Source organism: Acidimicrobiales bacterium (assembly GCA_016794585.1).
In the GTDB taxonomy this organism is placed as follows: domain Bacteria; phylum Actinomycetota; class Acidimicrobiia; order Acidimicrobiales; family DATDAH01; genus JAEUJM01.
This window is the reverse complement of sequence record JAEUJM010000026.1, coordinates 1-18,766: the sequence shown is the minus strand read 5'-3', so window position 1 is coordinate 18,766 and position 18,766 is coordinate 1. Positions and strand designations below refer to the sequence as shown.

Below are 18,766 nucleotides of genomic sequence, written 5' to 3'. Positions count from 1 at the left end.
GTCAGCCGCCCTCGGCGCCCAGGAACACGGCGCGCACCAGGTCGTCGCGCTCGGCCAGCTCGGCGGCGACGCCCTCGAAGCGCACCTGGCCCTTCTCCATGAACACGGCCCGGTCGGCGATGGCAAGGGCCACGTTGAGCGACTGCTCGACGACCACGATGGTCAGGCCCTCGGCCTTGAGCGCCTCGACGACCTCGAGGAGCTGTTGCACGACGACCGGGGCCAGCCCGAGAGACAGCTCGTCGATGATGAGCACCTCGGGGTCGTGCAGGAGCACGAGGGCGAGCGCCAGCATCTGCTGCTGGCCGCCCGACAGGGAGCCGGCCGGCTGGTCGAGGCGCTCGGCGAGGTCCGGGAACAGCCCCAGGACGTGCTCGATCTTGGCGGCGAGGGCGACATGGTCCCGGCGGTAGGCGAAGCCGGCCATCTCGAGGTTGTCGCGGACCGAGAGGTCGGGGAACACGCCCTTGCCGCCCTGGAGCAGGTGGATGCCGAGGGTGCTGCGCCGCTCCGGCGAGACATAGGTGATGTTGCGGCCACCGAGGCGCACCACGCCCCGGCTGGGGGTGCCGAGGCCGGCGATCACCCGGAGCACCGTGGACTTCCCGGCGCCGTTGGTGCCCAGGAGGGCCAGCACCTCGCCCCGCCGGACCTCGAACCCGACGTCGAACAGCACCTGGACCGGCCCGTAGGAGAAGTCGAGGTCGTTGACCTGCAGCAGGGGGATGCCGTCGGGTTCCGCCTGCTGCCGCTCGTGCTCGGCCATCTCCTCGCGGAGCTCCTCGACGACGAGGCTGAGGTCGTTGCGGATGAAGGTCGAGCTCCGCAGCACGAGCAGCCCACCGATGAGCGTGGAGGGAACCATGAGCAGGAGCACCGCGGCCCGCACGCCGTACAGGTTCGTCAGGAGCGCGGCGAGCAGCGCACCGCCGGTGGCACCCACGAAGAAGATGTAGATCGCGCCGAGGGCCGAGCCGAGGCCGCGGAGCCGGTACGGCACCACCGACTGCAACACCGGGCCGACGAGCGCGAACGCGGTGGACAGCAGGACGAGCTGCGGGAGGCCCACGATGGCGAAGAGGACGGCGTTCGGCATGAAGTACTGCACCGGCGTCAGCAACGCGGCCGGGAGGACGAGCAGGCCGATCAGGGCGAGGGCCCGCGACGGGTCCCGGCGGTAGAGCCGGTCGTAGTAGCGCCCCACGAAGGGGAGCACCGCGATCAGCGCGACGCCGCCCACGGTGCCGAGCAGGCCCCGCTCGAGGGCGTCGAGCCCGTAGCGCTCCTCGACGAACAGGTTCGTCAGGACCGGCCCGGTGAAGAGCCCGAAGCCCATCGCCGCGAAGGCCAGGATGACCGTGCGCAGCGTGCGGATCTGCATCAGGCGGGAGAAGGCGGCCTCGACCGAGACGGGGGCGGGGCGCTCGTCCTCGATGACCTCGCCGAGGACATCGGCCATCTCGAACTGGCCGCGAGGTGGCTCCGGCAGGCGGAAGGCGACGGCGGCGGCCACCGCGACGGGCAGGCCGAGGATGAAGTAGGCCCACCGCCACCCCTCGACGCCGCCGGCGAGCGCGGCGATCCCGCCCACGATCAGCGGGCTCAGGGCTCCCGAGATCCGCGCGGAGGCGGTGAGCAGCGACGAGATCCGGCCGCGGATGCCGATCGGGTAGGCGTCGGCGATCAGCGAGCCGTGCACCGGCAGCGAGTTGGCCTTCGCCACGCCGACGCCGAACCGGGCCCAGAAGAGGCTGAAGGCGTTCACCGCCAGCCCGGAGCAGAACACCATCACCGAGAAGGCGATGTTCGCCCACGCGATGATCGGCCCCCGCTTGAAGCGGTCGGCCAGCATCCCCATGGGCAGGGCGCCGAGGACCAGGAACCCACCCGCGGCGGCGCTCAGGAACACGATGGCGCCGTTGCTCATGCCGAAGGTGTCGCGGATGTCCGGCGCCAGCACACCGAGCGCGGCCCCTTCGAGCTCGTCGAGCGCGACCAGGGCGAGGAGCACCAGGAAGGTGAAGCGGCCGCCGACGGCGAGGCCCTGTCGAAAGGACAGCTCCTGGCCGCCGACGCCGGGCAGGAGGTCGTCGGCGAACAGGACCGGCTCCCCCGCGGCCGCCGCCTCGCGCTCGGCCTCCCGCTCGAGGATGCCGGCGGCGAGCCCCGGCGCTCCCTCGTCGGTGGTGGTGGCCGGCTGGCTCAACGCGTTCCCCCCTGCCGGCCGCCCGCTCCGGCCGGTTGATCGAATCTGTTCGATCAAACATAAACCGACAGGCGGCGCCTGACAACAGAAAGATAACGTTGTTCTGACGGCCGTGCCCGTCGGGCCGCCCCGACGACCCCGCAGCACGCAACGACCTCAGATAACGTTGTTATCCACTGTTCCCGAACCTCGGAGCGCTTTCGTGCCTGCACCGACCCGCCTGATGGTCGAACACCTCGTCGCACCGCTGGGCCTCGCCGTGGCGGCGCCGCGCCTCTCCTGGTGGCTGCCCGCCGGCGCAGCGCGCCAGGAGGCCTTCGCCGTCCGGGCCGACGGGTGGGAGTCCGGCCGGATCGAGGGTGAGCGACACATCGGGGTCCCCTGGCCCGGCCCCGGGGTCGGATCCGGGGAGAGCGTGACGTGGCAGGTCAAGGTCTGGACCGACGCCGGTGAGAGCGACTGGTCGGACACCTCGACGTGGGAGACGGGCCTGCTCCACCCGAGCGACTGGTCCGCGTCGTGGATCTCCCCTGCCGAGGGTGAGGTCGCCCCCGCGGGCGAGCGCCCGGCCCAACTGCTGCGCGCCACCTTCGACCTGCCCGCCGAGGCCACGGTGGCCCGGGCCCGCGCCTACGCCACCGCGCACGGTCTGTACGAGCTGTTCGTGAACAACCGCCGCGCCGGCGACATCGAGCTGGCACCCGGGTCGACCGCCTACCGGGCGAACCTCGACGTCCAGACCTACGACCTCACCGACCTGGTCGGGCCCGGGCCGAACGCCGTCGGCGCCGTACTGAGCGACGGGTGGTTCCGCGGCAAGAACGGGTTCACCCGTGAGCACGACTGCTTCGGATCGCAGGTCGCGCTGCTCGTCCAGGTGGTGGTGGAGCTCGATGACGGCGGCCGCGTCGTCGTCGGCACCGGGCCGGACTGGCGGTCCTCGACCGGCGAGATCGTGCGCGCCGACCTCATCGACGGCGAGGCCGCCGACCTCCGTCTCCGACAGGACGGGTGGTCGACGCCGGGGTTCGGCGACCGCGACGGCTGGCGGCCGTGCGCGGCGCGTGACGACCTCGGCTTCGCCACGTTGACGTCCTCGCCGGCGCCGCCGGTGCGCCGGACCGAGGAGTTGCGTCCCCTCTCGGTGACCCGGGTCGGCGACGGGGCCGGCGCGGTCGACGTCGTCGACCTCGGTCAGAACATCAACGGTTGGGTGCGCCTGAGCTCGCTCGGCCCCGCCGGCGCCACGACCACGCTCACCCACGGGGAGATGCTCGACGAGGCCGGCCGCGTGACCCTCGACCACCTGGTGCCGTTCGACTTCATGAAGCAGGAGGCGCTGTCGCCCGGCCAGGTCGATCAGGTCGTCTCGCGCGGCGAGCCCACGGACACCTTCGAGCCCCGGCACACGACCCACGGCTTCCAGTACGTCCAGGTCGACGGCCACGAGGCGCCCCTGACCGCCGACGACGTCACCGGTGTCGTGGTCCACACCGACCTCGTGCGGACGGGCTGGTTCTCGTGCAGCGACGACCGCCTCGAGCGGCTGCACGAGGCCGCCATCTGGAGCTTCCGGGACAACGCCTGCGACGTGCCCACCGACTGCCCGCAGCGCGAGCGGGCGCCCTGGACCGGCGACTGGCAGATCTTCGCCCCCACGGCCGCCTTCCTCTACGACGTGGCCGGCTTCTCGGCCAAATGGCTGCGCGACCTGCGCGCCGACCAGTGGCCTGACGGCCGCGTCCCCAACTTCACGCCGGACCCCGCCGGCCCTGCGGCGTACGACCACGACCTCGCCCGCTTCATGACCGGTTCCTCTGGCTGGGGCGATGCTGCCGTGCTCGTGCCCTGGGAGATGTGGGTCGAGTACGGCGACGAGCGGTTCCTCACCGAGCAGTTCGACTCGATGGCCGCCTGGGTCGACTTCGCGGCGACGACGGCCGCGAACGACCGCCACCCGACCCGAGCGGCGAGCCGACCCGAGCCGGCCGACCACGAGACGTACCTCTGGGACACCGGCTTCCACTGGGGCGAGTGGTGCGAGCCCGACTCGGATCCCACCACCGTCTTCACCCGGGAGGCCGACCTCGCCGACGTGGCCACGGCCTACCTGCACCTGTCCGCCCGGCGGCTCGGCCAGATCGCCGGCCTCCTCGGCCGCTACAAGGAGGCGGAGCGCTACCGGGAGCTCGCCGACCGCAGCCTCGCGGCATGGCGGGCAGAGTTCATCGCCGACGACGGGCGGATCGCCCCGGACACGCAGCCGAACCTGGTGCGGGCCTTGGCGTTCGACCTCGTCCCCGACGACCTGCGGGCGGCGACGGCCGACCGACTCGCCGAGCTCGTCCACGCCGCCGGCGACCATCTCACCACGGGGTTCCTGGCCACGCCGTACCTGCTGCCCGTGCTGGCCGACCACGGCCACCTCGACCTCGCCTACCGCCTCCTGTTCCAGGACACGCCGCCGTCGTGGTTGGCGATGGTCGATCGCGGGGCGACCACGATCTGGGAGCACTGGGAGGGCGTCGACGCCCAGGGCGACGGCTCGCTCAACCACTACAGCAAGGGTGCCGTCGTCACCTTCCTGCACCGCCACGTCGCCGGGCTCCGGCCCGACCCCGACCACCCCGCGTACGAGCGCTTCACCGTGGCGCCCCTGCCCGGGGGCGGCCTGACCCACGCGGAGGCGGTCCACGACAGCCGGCGCGGCCGCGCCCGATCCGCCTGGCGGATCGAGACCGGCCGCTTCGACCTCGACGTCGAGGTCCCGCCCGGCGCCTTCGCCGACGTCGTCCTTCCCGACGGGCAGCGCCACGAGCAGGGCCCCGGCACCGCGGGCTACTCCTGCGCCGTCGGCGAATTTCTCCCAGACCGGGCGGCCATCTGAGGTTCACCGGCGGGCGCCGCGCAGCGGGCCGTCAGTGCGGCACCATGCCGCCGTCGACGAGCAGGGCCTGGCCGGTGATGAAGCTGCCGGCGTCGGAGGTGAGCAGGAGGGCGGGCCCGACGATCTCATCGGGGCCGGCCATGCGCTTCAGCAGCATGATCTGGCTCATCATCTCCTGACGGTCGGGCGAGTTCGCCCGCACCATGTCGGTGTTCACCGTGCCCGGGGCGAGGGCGTTCACGCGGATGCCGAACGGGGCGAACTCCGCCGCCGCCGAGCGCGTGTGGGCGAGCAGCCCGGCCTTGCCCGTGGCGTAGAGGGAGATGTTGGGCGAGAACATGAACGCCGCGCCGGAGAGGATGTTGAGCACCGCGGCGTGCTCGCTCGCCTTCAGGTGCGGGAGGGCCTTGGTGGTGAGGAAGACAGGACCGCGGAGGTTCACGTCGAGCGACTTCTCCCAGGCCTCCACCGTGTAGTCCTCGATCGGCTGGGCGAGGGCCGTGGCCGCGTTGTTGACGACCACGTCGATCCCCCCGAAGGCGTCGACCGTGCGGTCGACGAGGGCCTGGAGGTCGTCGAGGTCGCCGAGGTGGGTGGGCACGCCGAGGGCATCCACGCCGAGCGAACGCAGGTGGGCCTCGGTCTCGGCGCAGGCCTCGGCCTTGCGGCTGGCCACCACGACGGTGGCGCCGGCACAGGCGTAGCCCTCGGCGAGGGCCCGGCCGATGCCCCGGGTGCCGCCGGTCACGATGACCACGCGGCCGGACATGTCGAACAGGGAGGAGAACGTCGTGGGATCCACGAGCCGAGGATAACGATGTTATGGAGGGCGGGCCAGCCCGCCGTCCTCAGCCCGAGCGGCCGGACGGTCCCTCGATGGACTCGATGAACCGCCGGGTCAGGTCGGCCCACGCTTCCGGGTCGGGGGCGTCGATCGCGAACGCTTCGAGCACCCCGAGCCCGAGCTCGATGGCCCAGAGCATCATCACCGCGGCGCGCATGTCGACGTCGGGGTCGAGTTCGCCCGAGCCCTGCGCCGCCTCGTACTCGACGATCCACGACTCCAGCCGACGCTCCTGCTCGCGGTTGAGCCGCTCGCGGACTGCGGCATCACCTCGAGCCGCCGCGGCCCCCTCGAGGAGCAGTGCCCGGAGCTGGGCCCGCTCCGGATAGCGCCGGCCCACACCCTCGAGGTAGGCGCGGAAGGTCGTCTCGATGTCCCGGGGCGCCTCGACCCCGGCGTCGACCCGCGCGTCGATGGCCTCGACGAGCAGGTCGGCCTTGTTCAGGAAGTGGGCGTAGATCGCGCCGGTGGTCAGCGACGAGCGCCGGGCGAGATCGCGCACGGACACCGCGGCGTAGCCCTCGTCAGCGAACACCTGACCGGCGAGCTCGAGCAGCCGGTCCCGCGTGAGGGGAGCCGGCGCGTCGTCAACGGCCTCTGCGTCGGCGGCGTCCGTCACGGGACGAAGGGTACCGACCGGTTCAGTCGGACGAGGTGAAGTCGCCCTCGAGCTGCGCGATGTAGTCGTCGCCGCAGGCGAAGGTCTCGTCTTGGGGCTGGTGGCGGACGAACGTCCCGTCCTGGACCTGCATGACGATGACGCAGGAAGCGCTCTCGTTCTCGGAGGGGTTCGTGGGGGCGTGGAGCCCGCCGCCGTCCCACTCGGTCACCGAGGCCGCCTCCTCGAGCAGGCAGTCGCGGGTCAAGGTGCCCGCGTCGTCGCAGGCGTCCGCCGCCTGGGTGAAGAGCAGCCAGGCGGACATGCTCTGGGCCCCGAGGAGGGCCACTTCGCCGTCGATGCCCTCGACGAGGTCGATGTACTGCTGCACGGCCGGGTTCTCGTCGGCTTCCTCGAAGGGGACGAACGAGGACCGGACGAAGGTGCCCTCGGCCGCGTCACCGGCGGCGTCCAGGTAGCCCTGGTCGTAGAAGTTGGCGTCCTGCGCGATGACCTCGGGTGAGTAGTCGGCCTCGGCCATGGCCTGCTGGAGCTGCGCCAGGAAGGTGCCGTCGCCGACGAAGTTGAGCCATTCGACCCCGTCGTCCTTCAGGTTCTGGACGAAGGGCGCCCAGTTGGCCTCACCGGTGACGTTGTAGGACTGCTCGGAGACGATGGTGGCGCCCACCTGCTCGTAGGCCTCGGCGGTGCGGTCGGCGATGGTGATCAGGGTGCCGAAGTCGGCGTACATGATCCCGACGCGGTCGAGGGCGCCGGGGTGCTCCTCGGCCAGCAGGCGGATGTCGCCCACCGGGAAGCGGTCCTGCGGGTTCGGAGCCGGCTGCACGGTGCGCCGCTCGATGACGCTGTCGTTGCCGGCCGGGCCACCCTTCTCCGGCGTGGCCGCGTAGGCGGCGATGTCGACGAGGCCGCACTCCTGGCCGGTCGAGGACCACTCCGTGTCCTGGGCACCACCGCCGCCGACGAGGGCGAGCACCTCACCGCAGGCTTCGGTGACCTTGGCGGCGTAGTCGAAGATGGCCGCGTCGTACTCGGTGAGCTCGATGGGCCGACCGTTGATGCCGCCCTGGCTGTTGCACCACTCGACGAAGGCCTGGCCGGCGTCGAAGAGCTCCTGGTTGAGCCCGGGCTGTCCGGTGAACCCCGGATCGGAGATCGTGCCGATGGCGATGGCGTCGTCGCTCACCCCGGTGGTCTGGCTCGCGTCCTCGGAGCCGCCGCCGGCCTCGGTCGTCGTCGTGTCACCGGCGTCGTCGCTCTCGCTGCAGTGCGAGGGCTGCGTGCCGAACGTCTCGCCGTCGGCGCCAGAGGGTGCGCTCGTGGTCGTGGCCGAGCCGCTCCCCTCCTGGGCCGCGTCCTCACCGCGTGACGAGCAGGCGGCGGCGCCGAGCACGAGCAGCACGACGACGGCGAGGGGCACGAGACGTGGGCGGAGGGCCATGGGCGCAGATCATAACGTTGTTCTCATACTCGCCCGGGCCACGCTTAGGACCGCTACGCCACGGGGCGCTTGGCGATCCGGCCGCCCTGCATGACGAAGGCCACGTCGCGGCACACGCTGATGTCGTCGAGGGGGTCGCCCGGCACGCCCACGATGTCGGCGAGCATCGTCGGGGCGAGGCGGCCGAGGTCGGGCGCCTCGATGAGCTCGGCGCTCACCATCGTGGCGGCCCGGATGGCCTGCAGTGGCGTCATCCCCCGCTTCACCAGGACCACGAGCTCCTCGGCGTTGCGGCCGTGCCAGATCGCGGGCGCGTCGCTGCCACTGGCGATCTTCACGCCGGCCTCGATCGCCTTGGACAGCGACTCCCTCGCCTTGGGGAACACCTCCGCCGCCTTGGCCTGCATCGCCGGCGGGTGGCGCGAGACGTCCCAGTTCTCGGCCAGGGCGTTGGTCGACACGAGGAAGGTGCCCGTGGCCACCATGCGCTCGATGGTCGGCTCCGTGATCATGAAGCCGTGCTCGATGCAGTCGATCCCGGCGTCGATGCACGCGTTGACGGCGTCGTCGCCGTGGCAGTGGGCCGCCACCCTCAGGCCCCGCCGGTGGGCCTCGTCGGCGATGGCCGCGAGCTCGTCGTCGGAGAGCTGCTGGGCTCCCGGTGGGCCCATCGAGGCGATGACGCCTCCCGAGGCGCAGCACTTGATCAGCTTCGCCCCGTGCTTGACCTGGTAGCGCACCGCTTTGCGCACCTGGTCGACGCCGTCGGCGATCCCCTCCTCGACCGACAGCGGCATCATGTGCGGCGCGAGGCCGCTCTGGGCGCTCGGGTCGAGGTGGCCGCCGGTGGCGCAGATGGCGTGGCCGGCGGGCACGATCCGGGGGCCCTCGATCCAGCCCGCTTCGACCGCCTCGCTGAGGGCGACGTCGAGCAGGTAGCCGCCCGTCTTCACGAAGAGGCCGAGGTTGCGCACGGTCGTGAACCCGGCGTGCAGGGTGCGCCGGGCGTTCACGGTCGCCCGCAGCGACATCTTCACCGGGTCGGTCACGACGGGGTCGGTGAGGCCGGCGCCCGGGCCGCCGAGCACGAGGTCGACCTCCATGTCCATGAGGCCCGGGAGGAGCGTCAGCTCGGGGAGCTCGACCACCTCGTCGGCGTCGGACCCGATGCTTCGGTCCGAGCCGATCTCGGCGATCCGATCGCCTTCGACCCGGATGCAGGCCCCCTCGAGGACCTCGCCCAGCTCGATGTCGACCACCGCACGGGGCACGAGCAGGGTCACGGTGCTGTCGGACATCAGTGGGTCTCCCGTCGATCGTCATCGCGGTCGGCCGGTCGTTCGACGCGGCGCAGCAACTCTTCCACCAGCGCGTGGGCCTCGCCTCGCGCCGTGCGACGGCCACCCGCCCCGCTCACGTCGTGAGGATGGAGACGCCGGCGGTGCCGGGGGCGCCGTAGAGCTGGGCGTACCCGACCTTGGGGTCGCCCGCGACCTGACGCTCGCCGGCCTGGCCGCGGAGCTGCAGGACGAGCTCGTGGACCTGGCGCAGGCCCGAGGCGCCGATGGGCTCGCCGTTGGCGATGAGGCCGCCGTCGGTGTTGGTCGGCAGCGGGCCGGCGATCTCGGTGGCCCCGTCGGCGATCAGCCGCTCCTGGTCGCCGTCGGCGCAGAAGCCGTTCTCGGCGAGGTGGATCACCTCGGCGCCGGCGTCGGTGTCCTGGAGCTGGATCACGTCGACGTCCTCGGGCCCGATGCCCGCCTGCTCGTACGCCGCCTTCGAGGCGAACACCGTCGGCGCCGGCTCCTGGTCGACCGCGGCCCACGAGGCGTGCACCTCGAACGCCCCGTAGCGACGGGTGCGCAGGGCGGTGGCCCGCAGGTAGATCGGCGTCGATGTGTACCTGTGGGCCTGGTCGGCCCGGCACAGCACCACCGCGGCGGCGCCCTCGTCGGGCGCGCAGAACATGTAGTGCGTCAACGGGTAGTTCAACATCCGGGAGGCGAGGATGTCCTCCTCGGACACGGGCTTGCGGCGGAAGGCGTTCGGGTTCAGCGCGCCGTTGCGGTAGTTCTTGGCCGCCACCCTGGCCAGGGTCTCGTGCGAGATGCCGTGGTCGTGCATGTAGCGATTGATCTTCATGGCGAAGAACTTGGTGGTGAGGAAGTACCCCATCTCGCCGTACCAGGGCGGCGCCGCGTAGTCGGTCGGGTCCGACGTGAACGCCCCCGAGTCGTGCTTGTCCATCCCGACCGCGACGCCCAGGTCGTACTGGCCCGAGCGGATCCCATCGGCGGTGAGCTGCAGCGCCGTCGCCGCGGTGGCGCAGCCGTTGTAGACGTCCATGAAGGGGATGCCGGTGAGGCCGAGGCGGCTGGTGACCGCGTCGGGGTTGTCCACCTCGAAGCTGCCGCCGAAGGCGAACTGCACGTCGGACCACTGGGCGCCGGCGTCGGCCAGCGCGTTTCGGATGGCCTCCGCGCCCATGTCGATGGCGGTCTTCGGGCCGAAGCGGCCGAACGGGTGAAGGCCCACCCCGATGATGGCGACGTCGTTGCTCATCGCTTTGGCCCTCCTTCGTCGGGCCCCCTTCGGGATCCGGTTCGGTCCACCCGCTGCTCCGCTCCGCTCCGCAGCCTCACGAGCCGGTTCACGACTGCCCCTCTCCATTCGCGGACTCGACGGGGGCGAACGCGTAGGTCACGACCTCGGTGCCGTCGTCGTCGGTGCGGAACGGCACCACCACCAGCTCCATGGCCATCCCGAAATCGAGCGCCTCCGGGTCGGCCACCGTGAGCCGGCTCTCCACCCGCACCTCGTCGCCCAACTGGACGATGCCGACCCCGAAGGGCCGGAAGGTCTCCATCGTCTCGCCACTCGCGTACGGCTCCTTGGGCAGGAACCCCTGGGTGGTGAACGTCCACAGCGTCCCCTGCCGGGGTAGCAGGTGGCGCTCGACCTCGACCGACCCGCACCGGGCGCACGACGGCGGTTGCGGGAACGCCACCGACCCGCAGCCGGCGCACCGTCCACCGATCAGCTGCGGCTCGTCGGCCGGCCAGGTGAACACGTCGTCGGCGAAGGGAACGCTCGGCACGCCGCCACGCTAGTGGAGAACGTCGTTTCCGTCACGCGGGTGTGACGTTCCCGGCGGCGTGGCGAGACCGCCGACCTCAGCCGAAGTCCATGCCGTCGAGGTCGCCCGCCGGAACGATGTCGGGGAGCCTGACCATGCGCAACGAGTTCGCCAGGCCGAGGAGGCCGGCGAGGACGGGGACGAGCAGCGCCACCTGCAACGAGAGGTTTCGGGCGTCGTCGTTGATGGCGAGCACCGCGGCCTCGACCTCCGGTGTCTCCTCGGTGATCAGCGCGTCGAGCTGGGTGTTGCTCATGACCTCGGCATCGTCCTCGAGGACGGCAGTGATCTGTGCCTGCTGGTCGGGCGGGATCACGGTGCTGTCCTGCACCTGATTGGTGAAGCGGAACGAGAGTGCCGCCAGCAGGACGCCACCGGCCACCGCCAGGCCGAACGAGAGCCCGAAGTTGCCGGAGGCCGAGTTCACGCCAGCGGCCTCGCTGATGCGATCGTCCTCGATCGGGGCGAGCGTGTAGTTGTTGAGTTGGGAGACGAGCAGACCGAACCCGCAGCCGACGGCCACGAGCGGGAGCACGAGGTACCAGCCGCTGTCGACCCTCGGCACGAGCGGGATCATCGCGGCCAGCCCGATCGAGGCCAGGAGGAACCCGGCACGCACGATGACCGCCGGGCGATGCCGGCCGGCCCGTTTCCCGGCCACGACCGCGGTGGCGAACATCGTCAGTGAGAGCGGGGCCATCGAGAGGCCCGCCTTCATGGCGTTGTACTCGAGCGTCATCTGGAGGAACAGCGGCAGCGCGATCATCACGCCGCCCAGCGCGATCTGCTGCATCATCTGGGCCGAGACACCCGCGGTGAAGTTGGGATGGTGGAACAGGTCCGGGTCCAGCAGTGTCACCGATCCCTGTCGCTTGCGGCGCACGAGCCACCTGGCGAGCGATCCGAGGGCGACGGCGCCCGCGGCGACCAGCAGCACGACGAACTCGCCACCCTCCTGCCAGACGAGGATGCCCAACACGACGCCGCCCATGCCGACCACCGACAGCGCCGCGCCAACGACGTCGACCTTGCGTGACCCCGTGTAAGGCACGTCCCTGATCAGGCCGATCTGCGAGAGGACCACACCGATGATGACGACCTCGAGGGCGAAGCCGACCCGCCACGAGAGGTAGGTCGTGACGAAGCCGCCCAGGAGCGGCCCGACCGCCGCGGCGATCGCGGCGGCGGCGCCCACCAGTGCGTAGGCCTGCTTCTGGGCCCGGCCGGTGAAGTTGCCGTGGATGAGCGACTGCATGGCCGGGAGCAGGAGCGAGGCGCCGAGGCCACCGATGATCGCCCAGAAGATGACGATGGCGGTGAGGCTCTGCGCCAGCGTCATGGCCAGCGCCCCGAGGGCGTAGGCGATCAGGCCGAGGGTGTAGGCCCGCTTGCGGCCGATGAGGTCGCCCATCTTCGAGTTGATGAGGATGAAGGCGGCGGACACGAGGGCCTCGAGAGCGATGGCCGACTGGACCCCGCTGGCGGTGGTGTCGAGGTCGTCGATCACCGCCGAGATGGACACGTTCATCAGCGACGTGTCCACCACCAGGACGAACATGGCCATGGCCAGCAGGACCTGAAGGCGGCGACTGCCCTCCGGCATGCCGTCCTCGGCGTCTGCGGGCGTCGCTCGATCGCTCATGGCCGCCCCAGTGTCCCACGCAGCCGCCAGGCGACGGCACCCCCCGACGCGACAAGAACCCTGCCGAAGCAGGGTTCTTGCCTTGCAGCCCAACGGGATTCGAACCCGTGTCGCCACCATCAGACAGGCGTGGTGTCCCCGGCGCCGCCAGGCGACGGCTCCCCCAGACGCGGAACTGACCTGCGGTATCCGCAGGTCAGTTTCCTTTGCAGCCCCAACGGGATTCGAACCCGTGTCGCCACCTTGAGAGGGTGGTGTCCTAGGCCTCTAGACGATGGGGCCAGAGCTGTTGCAGGGCTCGGGCGAGGACCCGAGATCCTAGCCAGAAGCTACCGATTCGCACCCCTGCCGTGCGAATCAGTACCCCTCGTGGACCGGACGAACACGTCCGCCGATCGACCGAGTGGAGATCGCCTCCAGACTCCGCTACGACTTCACCATGGGCATCGGCACACCACTCTCCTCCTCCGCGACGCGCGTCCTCATGCTGGGCTCGGGCGAGCTCGGCAAGGAGGTCGTGATCGAGCTCCAGCGACTTGGTTGCGAGGTCATCGCCTGCGACCGCTACGCCGACGCGCCCGCGATGCAGGTCGCCCACCGCAGCCACGTGTTCTCGATGCTCGACGGGGCCGAGCTGCGCCGGGTGATCGAGCTCGAGCGGCCCGACCTCGTCGTCCCCGAGATCGAGGCCATCGCCACCGCAACGCTCCTGGAGCTCGAGGCCGAGGGGCAGCGCGTCATACCCACCGCGCGCGCCGCGAACCTCACGATGAACCGCGAGGGCATCCGCCGATTCGCCGCAGAGGAGCTCGGCCTGCCCACGTCGCCGTACCGGTTCGTCGACACCGAGGACGAGCTTCGCGCCGCCTTGGCCGAGGTCGGTCTCCCTGCGGTGATCAAGCCCGTGGTCTCGTCCAGCGGTCACGGGCAGAGCACCCTGCGATCCGACGACGACATCGCCGGCGCGTGGACCAACGCGCAAGAAGGCGGCCGAGCGGGTGGAGGCCGCTGCATCGTCGAAGGCTTCGTCGACTTCGACTACGAGATCACCGTGCTCACCGTGTCGGCGGCGAACGGCATCCAGTGCTGCCCACCGGTGGGCCACCGCCAGATCGACGGCGACTACCGCGAGTCGTGGCAGCCGGCGGCGATGTCCGACGCGGCGTGGGCGTCGGCGCAGGAAGCGGCCAAGACCGTCGTCGGCGGGCTGGGCGGCTGGGGCATCTTCGGGGTCGAGCTCTTCGTCCGGGGCGACGAGGTGATCTTCAGCGAGGTGAGCCCTCGGCCGCACGACACGGGCCTCGTGACCCTCGGCAGCCAGAACATGAGCGAGTTCGCGCTCCACGCTCGGGCAATCCTCGGTCTCCCCGTGCCTCCGGTCGCTCTCATCCAACCGGCGGCGTCCGTGCCATTGCTCGGCGACGGCACCGGCGTCCCCCGTTTCGAGGGGCTGGAGGAAGCGCTCGCCGAAGCTGGTTCTCAGGTCCGGCTGTTCGGCAAGCCCGTCTGCGAGGGCCATCGCCGCCTCGCGGTGTGCATCGCCGGCGCGACCACGCTCGAGGAGGCCCGCAGCACCGCGGCGCGGATGGCCTCGGCCGTGAGGATCGAACTCGACCCGATCGGCGTCTGACTGGGCGCCTTGCGCCCTTGTAAAGCTCGGGGGGGAGGACTCGAACCCCCAACGACTGGACCAGAACCAGCTGTGTTACCGATTACACCACCCCCGAACGGGAGAGACCGAGGTTAGCGGCTCTCCGCCAGGATTCCGAAACCGGATGGGTGGCCACCGATCGAGGTGGAGGCGAGCGCGTCCGGATTCCGGAAGCCCTCGCCTCCACCTCGTGTCGTTAGCTGCGCGCCAGCCGACCTCGCGCAGCATCGGCCATGAGCTCGCACCGCAGGTCGTAGACCTCACGGGCGAGACAGGCCGTCCCCTCGGGATCGCCCATGATGTTCTCCCAGAGCAGGCGGAGCGTGTCATAGCCGACCCGAAGCGCCTCGGCATCCCGCCAGTGGTCCCTCGCCAGGTCCTGGATCCTCGTATGCCAGCGCCGGCCGTCCGCCTCGATGATCAGACGGGGCGGCCGCCATCCGGCGTCGACGCACCCACGGGTCACCGCCCGACCGGGGTGCTCCATCTGGCGGATCGGTGCCGGGATGCCGGCCCGCTCGATGACCTCGAACAGCCCCCGCTCGAGCTCACTCGCCGGCGGCACGTACCCGGGGCCGCGTGCGTCCAGCACGGAGGCGAGCCTCAGCATGCCGCGACGACCCGGGACCGCCAGCCGCGCGAACGTCTGGTGGACGTCGGCCATCGTGGCCTTCTTCTCGTTCAGCGCCTCATCGAGCAGGAGTCCGAGGCGCTTCGTCCCGAACCGAGGAGCGAGGTCCACCAGGGTGCGCGGCACCGTGGTGACCGGGAGGCCCTTCACCCGACCCACATCAACAGGGGCGAGGACCCGGGTCTGGTGCACGACGACTCCAGGGATCACCGGGTGGCGGCCGTGAGGCACCGTCACCTCGATGTCATCGGGCAGGGAGGTGGTCAGCCACCGAGCCGACGCCGCGGACTCATGGGACACCGCCGCATCCTCTCCCCCGGCGTGCACGGCGACCCACAGGCGCTGCTGGAACGAGGGTGCCACTCCGGGGAGCCCGTAGACGCCCGGTGCCAGGTGGATCCAGCGACCGCTGCGAAGCCGCCGGTGCACGAGGGAGTTGGTGCCGCCGACGCCCAGGGCGTCGGCGCGGGTGAAGGTGCCGCACTGGCGGCTGGCAATGGCCTCGATGGCCTGATCGACGAGCGTCGACATGGATTCCCCCAGGGACTGTTGCCGTTGTCAGGGGGAAGTCGATGTGACCCTACGTTCGACGGGCGGGTCTGACCAGAGGTGGAGGCGACAGCGTCCGGATTCCGGATGCTGTCGCCTCCACCTTGGGTTGGGCGGGTCGGCGGCGGGTCAGTTCTGGCCGACGCCTTCGCGGATGCGGCCGACCTGGTCGTCGATGCGGACCAGGCGGCGGTAGCCGACGAAACGGCCGACGGACACGGCGAGGGTCTCGCGGACCATCGAGCGGAACTCGCTGAAGGCGCTGGCGGGGCTGCTGCGGGTGGGCGACAGGTGGGGGGTCATGCCGAGGTCGCGGGCGATCTGTCCCACCCGGTACGAGTGGTACGGGTCGGAGACGAGGATGACCTCCTCCACGCCCTCGTCGTCGAGGATGCGGGCCACGGCGGCGAGCGACTCCCACGAGTTGTGGGCATCCACCTCACGCCGGATGTCCTCCTCGGGCACGCCGTTGGCCAGGAGGTAGTTGGCGCCGGCGGCCGCCTCGGTGAAGCGGTCGCCGGGCTGGTTGCCGCCCGTCACCACGATGGTGGGGGCGAGGCCCTGCTCGTAGAGCTCGAGGGCGTGGTCCAGCCGGGCCTCGAACACCGGCGAGGGGGTGCCGTCGTACTGCGCCGCCCCGAGCACCACGATGGCCTGCGCGTCGGCGGCATCGTCCTGGCGGGCGGTCCACCAGACCTGGACGAAGGTGACCGCCAGGTAGAGCCCGACCAGTGCCACGGCGGCCAGCGCCACCCGCACGGTCACCCGCAGCCAGCGGGGCGAGCGGTGCGACCGGCGGCTCACAGGCGGCTGCGAGCCGCCCGCAAGCGTTCGAGGGTGCGCTCACGGCCGAGCAGCTCCAACGACTCGAACAGGGGCGGGCCCACCGTCCGGCCCGTGACGGCCACTCGGACCGGCGCCTGCGCCTTGCCCAGCTTGAGGCCGCGGGCCTCGCCCAGGGCGAGCAGGCAGGCGTGCAGCGCCTCGGCCGTCCACTCCGCCTCGGCGAAGGCGGCGATGGCGTCGTCGAGCATGCCGACGGCCTCGGGCCCCTTGACCATGGCCTTCTCCCACGAGGCCTCGTCGATGGGCGCCTCGGGGAGGAACAGCCAGTCGACGTAACCGGGCACGTCGGCGAGGGTGGTGACGCGCTCCTGCACGAGTGGGGCGATGGCCGCGAACTCGGATGCGTCGAAGGCGTCGGCCGGCCAGGGACCCTCGGCGAGCACCGGCCCGCAGCGCTCGACGAAGTCGTCGACGGCGAGTCCGCGCATCCACTCGCCGTTGACGTGGTCGAGCTTCTTGAGGTCGAAGAACGCCGCCGACTTGGTGATGTCCTCGAGGCGGAAGCGCTCGATGATCTCGGCCATGGGCCGCACCTCGACGCCGTCGGGCGGTCCCCACCCGAGCAGGGCGAGGTAGTTGGCCATGGCCTCGGGCAGGTAGCCCTTGTCCCGGTAGTCCCACAGGGCGACGTCGTCGCGGCGCTTCGAGAGCTTCTGGCGCTGCGCGTTCACCAGCAGGGGCAGGTGGGCGTAGACCGGCAGCACGCTGGTGCCGAGGGCCATGCGCAGGTGGATGACCTTCGGTGTGGAGGAGAGCAGGTCCTCGCCGCGGATGACGTGGGTGATGTCGAGGTCGACGTCGTCCACCGCGTTGGCGATGAGGAAGGTGGGCGTGCCGTTCGAGCGCCAGATGACCGGGTCCTCGACGTTCTCGTTCTCGAAGCGCACGTGGCCGCGGATGACGTCGTCGAACTCGATGGCGCCCTCGTCGGGCACCCGGAAGCGGGCGGCGAGGCCGGCGGTGAGCGTGGTGCCCTCGACCTCCTGGTCGTCGGCGTCGACGAGGTAGGCCTTCCCGTCGGCCAGGAGCTTCGAGGCCGCCTCGCGGTAGAGCTCGAAGCGGTCGGACTGGTGGATCGGGCCCTCGTCCCAGTCCATGCCGAGCCACTCGAGCGAGCGGAGGATGCCGTCGATCAGCTCCGGCTTGTTGCGCTCGGTGTCGGTGTCCTCGATGCGCAGCACCATGGTGCCGCCCACGGCCCGGGCGTAGAGCCAGTTGAACAGCGCCGAGCGGGCGCTGCCGACGTGCAGCGAGCCGGTGGGCGCGGGCGCGAAGCGGACACGGGGCACTCGGGGGGTCACCGCTCCGAGGCTACCGGCCCCCTGTGACGGTGGATCGACGGGTGGCGCCCCGTGGCCGCAGGCGAGGGCTCAGCCGACCCCGGTGACGTCGGCGTAGCGGTGCACCAGCCAGCCGCCCTCGTCGTGCCAGCGCCAGTACATGAGGTAGCGGCCCTCGTGCGGCTCGTCCTCGGCGGCGTCGGGGCCGGCGGGCACGAGCGGCGCCTCGACCTCGACCTCCTCGACCTCGGCCTCCTCGACCTCGGGCTCGTCGCCCCCATCGCCCTCATCGCCGGGGAGGGCCGCTTCCGGCGCCGGGGCGTCCTCCGGTCGGTCACCTCCCGACGGCTCGACCGCAGGGGAATCGCCACCCGCGAACGGCTCGGCCATCGACGCGGGCTCGTCACCGACCTGGGGCTCGGCCGCCTCGGCGTCCGGCGCAGCCGCCGGCGCGACGTCCCCATCGTGGGCGCCGCCCAATTCGTCCACGGCGGACGGCTCCGGCGCAGCCGCCGGCGGCGTCACCGGGAGCGGTCGTGTCGACGGCGGCTTGGGGGTCATGCGGGACACGAACCGCGCCCGTTCGATGCCGAGGCTTCCCGCCACCCGGACGTCGGCCACGGTGATGGTGAGCTCGTAGTCGAACTGGGCGAACACCGGTGCCAGCCAGGCCCGGATGGCCTCGCGCCCGACGATCTCGTCGAGCTCGGGGGTGACCCAGACCGCGTCCTCGTGGAACAGCGCCAGATAGCCGTCGAGGTCCCCGGAGGACACCGTCGCCCACCACCGTGCCCGCTGGCGCTCGAGCTCTTCCTGGGTGCCTTCGCTCACAGCCATCCCACTCGTTTGAAGTTCCGGTACAGCAGCAAGCACACCACGAAGATGGTGGCCAGGGCCATCGGGTAGCCGAATCGCCATCCCAGCTCGGGCATGTGGCGGAAGTTCATGCCGTAGATCCCGGCCATGGCCGTGGGCACGATCCCGATGGCCGCCCACGCCGCCATCTTCTTCATGTCCTCGTTCTGGCGGATGCT

Annotated in this window: 15 protein-coding genes and 2 tRNA genes; 2 read left to right on the top strand and 15 right to left on the bottom strand. The window is 71.3% G+C overall.

Going from position 1 to position 18,766, the window contains the following annotated elements; all coding sequences use genetic code 11:
• Position 1: 1 nt before the first annotated feature.
• Positions 2-2,206, bottom strand: a complete 2,205-nt coding sequence (locus tag JNK12_12745; protein MBL8776800.1) for an MFS transporter — start codon at positions 2,204-2,206, stop codon at positions 2-4.
• Between the two features lie 202 nt (positions 2,207-2,408).
• On the opposite strand from JNK12_12745, the gene JNK12_12740 reads away from it, so the two are divergent.
• Positions 2,409-5,093 (top strand): family 78 glycoside hydrolase catalytic domain, encoded by a 2,685-nt coding sequence (locus JNK12_12740; GenBank protein MBL8776799.1) that lies wholly within the window; start codon positions 2,409-2,411, stop codon positions 5,091-5,093.
• 31 nt (positions 5,094-5,124) lie between these two features.
• Here JNK12_12740 and JNK12_12735 read toward each other — a convergent pair whose 3' ends face one another.
• The 8 genes from JNK12_12735 to JNK12_12700 all read right to left on the bottom strand — a co-directional run bounded on the left by JNK12_12735 (position 5,125) and on the right by JNK12_12700 (position 13,057).
• Positions 5,125-5,862, bottom strand: a complete 738-nt coding sequence (locus JNK12_12735) for an SDR family oxidoreductase (GenBank protein MBL8776798.1) — start codon at positions 5,860-5,862, stop codon at positions 5,125-5,127.
• Between the two features lie 79 nt (positions 5,863-5,941).
• A complete protein-coding gene (locus JNK12_12730; protein ID MBL8776797.1) occupies positions 5,942-6,556 on the bottom strand; it encodes a TetR/AcrR family transcriptional regulator in 615 nt (204 codons plus the stop codon).
• A gap of 22 nt (positions 6,557-6,578) precedes the next feature.
• Complete coding sequence (locus JNK12_12725; GenBank protein ID MBL8776796.1) at positions 6,579-7,997, bottom strand: ABC transporter substrate-binding protein; 1,419 nt, start codon at positions 7,995-7,997, stop codon at positions 6,579-6,581.
• 53 nt (positions 7,998-8,050) lie between these two features.
• Positions 8,051-9,295 carry an amidohydrolase family protein gene (locus JNK12_12720; GenBank protein ID MBL8776795.1) on the bottom strand — a complete coding sequence of 415 codons (1,245 nt, stop codon included), beginning with the start codon at positions 9,293-9,295 and terminating at the stop codon, positions 8,051-8,053.
• 115 nt (positions 9,296-9,410) lie between these two features.
• Complete coding sequence (locus JNK12_12715) at positions 9,411-10,559, bottom strand: thiolase family protein (protein MBL8776794.1); 1,149 nt, start codon at positions 10,557-10,559, stop codon at positions 9,411-9,413.
• A gap of 88 nt (positions 10,560-10,647) precedes the next feature.
• The gene (locus JNK12_12710) at positions 10,648-11,094 is read right to left on the bottom strand and encodes an OB-fold domain-containing protein (GenBank protein MBL8776793.1); all 447 of its coding nucleotides are present in this window, start codon (positions 11,092-11,094) and stop codon (positions 10,648-10,650) included.
• A gap of 76 nt (positions 11,095-11,170) precedes the next feature.
• Positions 11,171-12,775 carry an MFS transporter gene (locus JNK12_12705; protein MBL8776792.1) on the bottom strand — a complete coding sequence of 535 codons (1,605 nt, stop codon included), beginning with the start codon at positions 12,773-12,775 and terminating at the stop codon, positions 11,171-11,173.
• A 209-nt stretch (positions 12,776-12,984) separates the two neighbouring features.
• Positions 12,985-13,057, bottom strand: a tRNA-Glu gene (locus JNK12_12700).
• Positions 13,058-13,178: 121 nt separating this feature from the next.
• On the opposite strand from JNK12_12700, the gene purT reads away from it, so the two are divergent.
• Entirely contained in the window at positions 13,179-14,405 is a 1,227-nt protein-coding gene (purT, locus tag JNK12_12695; GenBank protein MBL8776791.1) for a formate-dependent phosphoribosylglycinamide formyltransferase, read from the top strand.
• A 25-nt stretch (positions 14,406-14,430) separates the two neighbouring features.
• On the opposite strand, the gene JNK12_12690 is transcribed toward purT, so the two are convergent.
• From JNK12_12690 to JNK12_12665, 6 genes are all read right to left on the bottom strand, one after another.
• A tRNA-Gln gene (locus JNK12_12690) sits at positions 14,431-14,502 on the bottom strand.
• A 120-nt stretch (positions 14,503-14,622) separates the two neighbouring features.
• Positions 14,623-15,588: a hypothetical protein gene (locus tag JNK12_12685; protein ID MBL8776790.1), complete on the bottom strand. Its 966-nt coding sequence runs from the start codon at positions 15,586-15,588 to the stop codon at positions 14,623-14,625.
• A 147-nt stretch (positions 15,589-15,735) separates the two neighbouring features.
• Entirely contained in the window at positions 15,736-16,410 is a 675-nt protein-coding gene (locus tag JNK12_12680) for a YdcF family protein (GenBank protein ID MBL8776789.1), read from the bottom strand.
• Entirely contained in the window at positions 16,407-17,741 is a 1,335-nt protein-coding gene (locus JNK12_12675) for a glutamate--tRNA ligase (GenBank protein ID MBL8776788.1), read from the bottom strand. The genes JNK12_12680 and JNK12_12675 overlap by 4 nt, the downstream gene beginning before the upstream one ends.
• Positions 17,742-17,822: 81 nt before the next feature.
• Positions 17,823-18,569, bottom strand: coding sequence for a nuclear transport factor 2 family protein (locus JNK12_12670; protein MBL8776787.1), 747 nt, complete (start codon positions 18,567-18,569; stop codon positions 17,823-17,825).
• Positions 18,560-18,766 (bottom strand): magnesium transporter CorA (locus tag JNK12_12665; GenBank protein MBL8776786.1); only part of this gene is annotated, 207 nt, incomplete at its 5' end. The genes JNK12_12665 and JNK12_12670, both read right to left, overlap by 10 nt.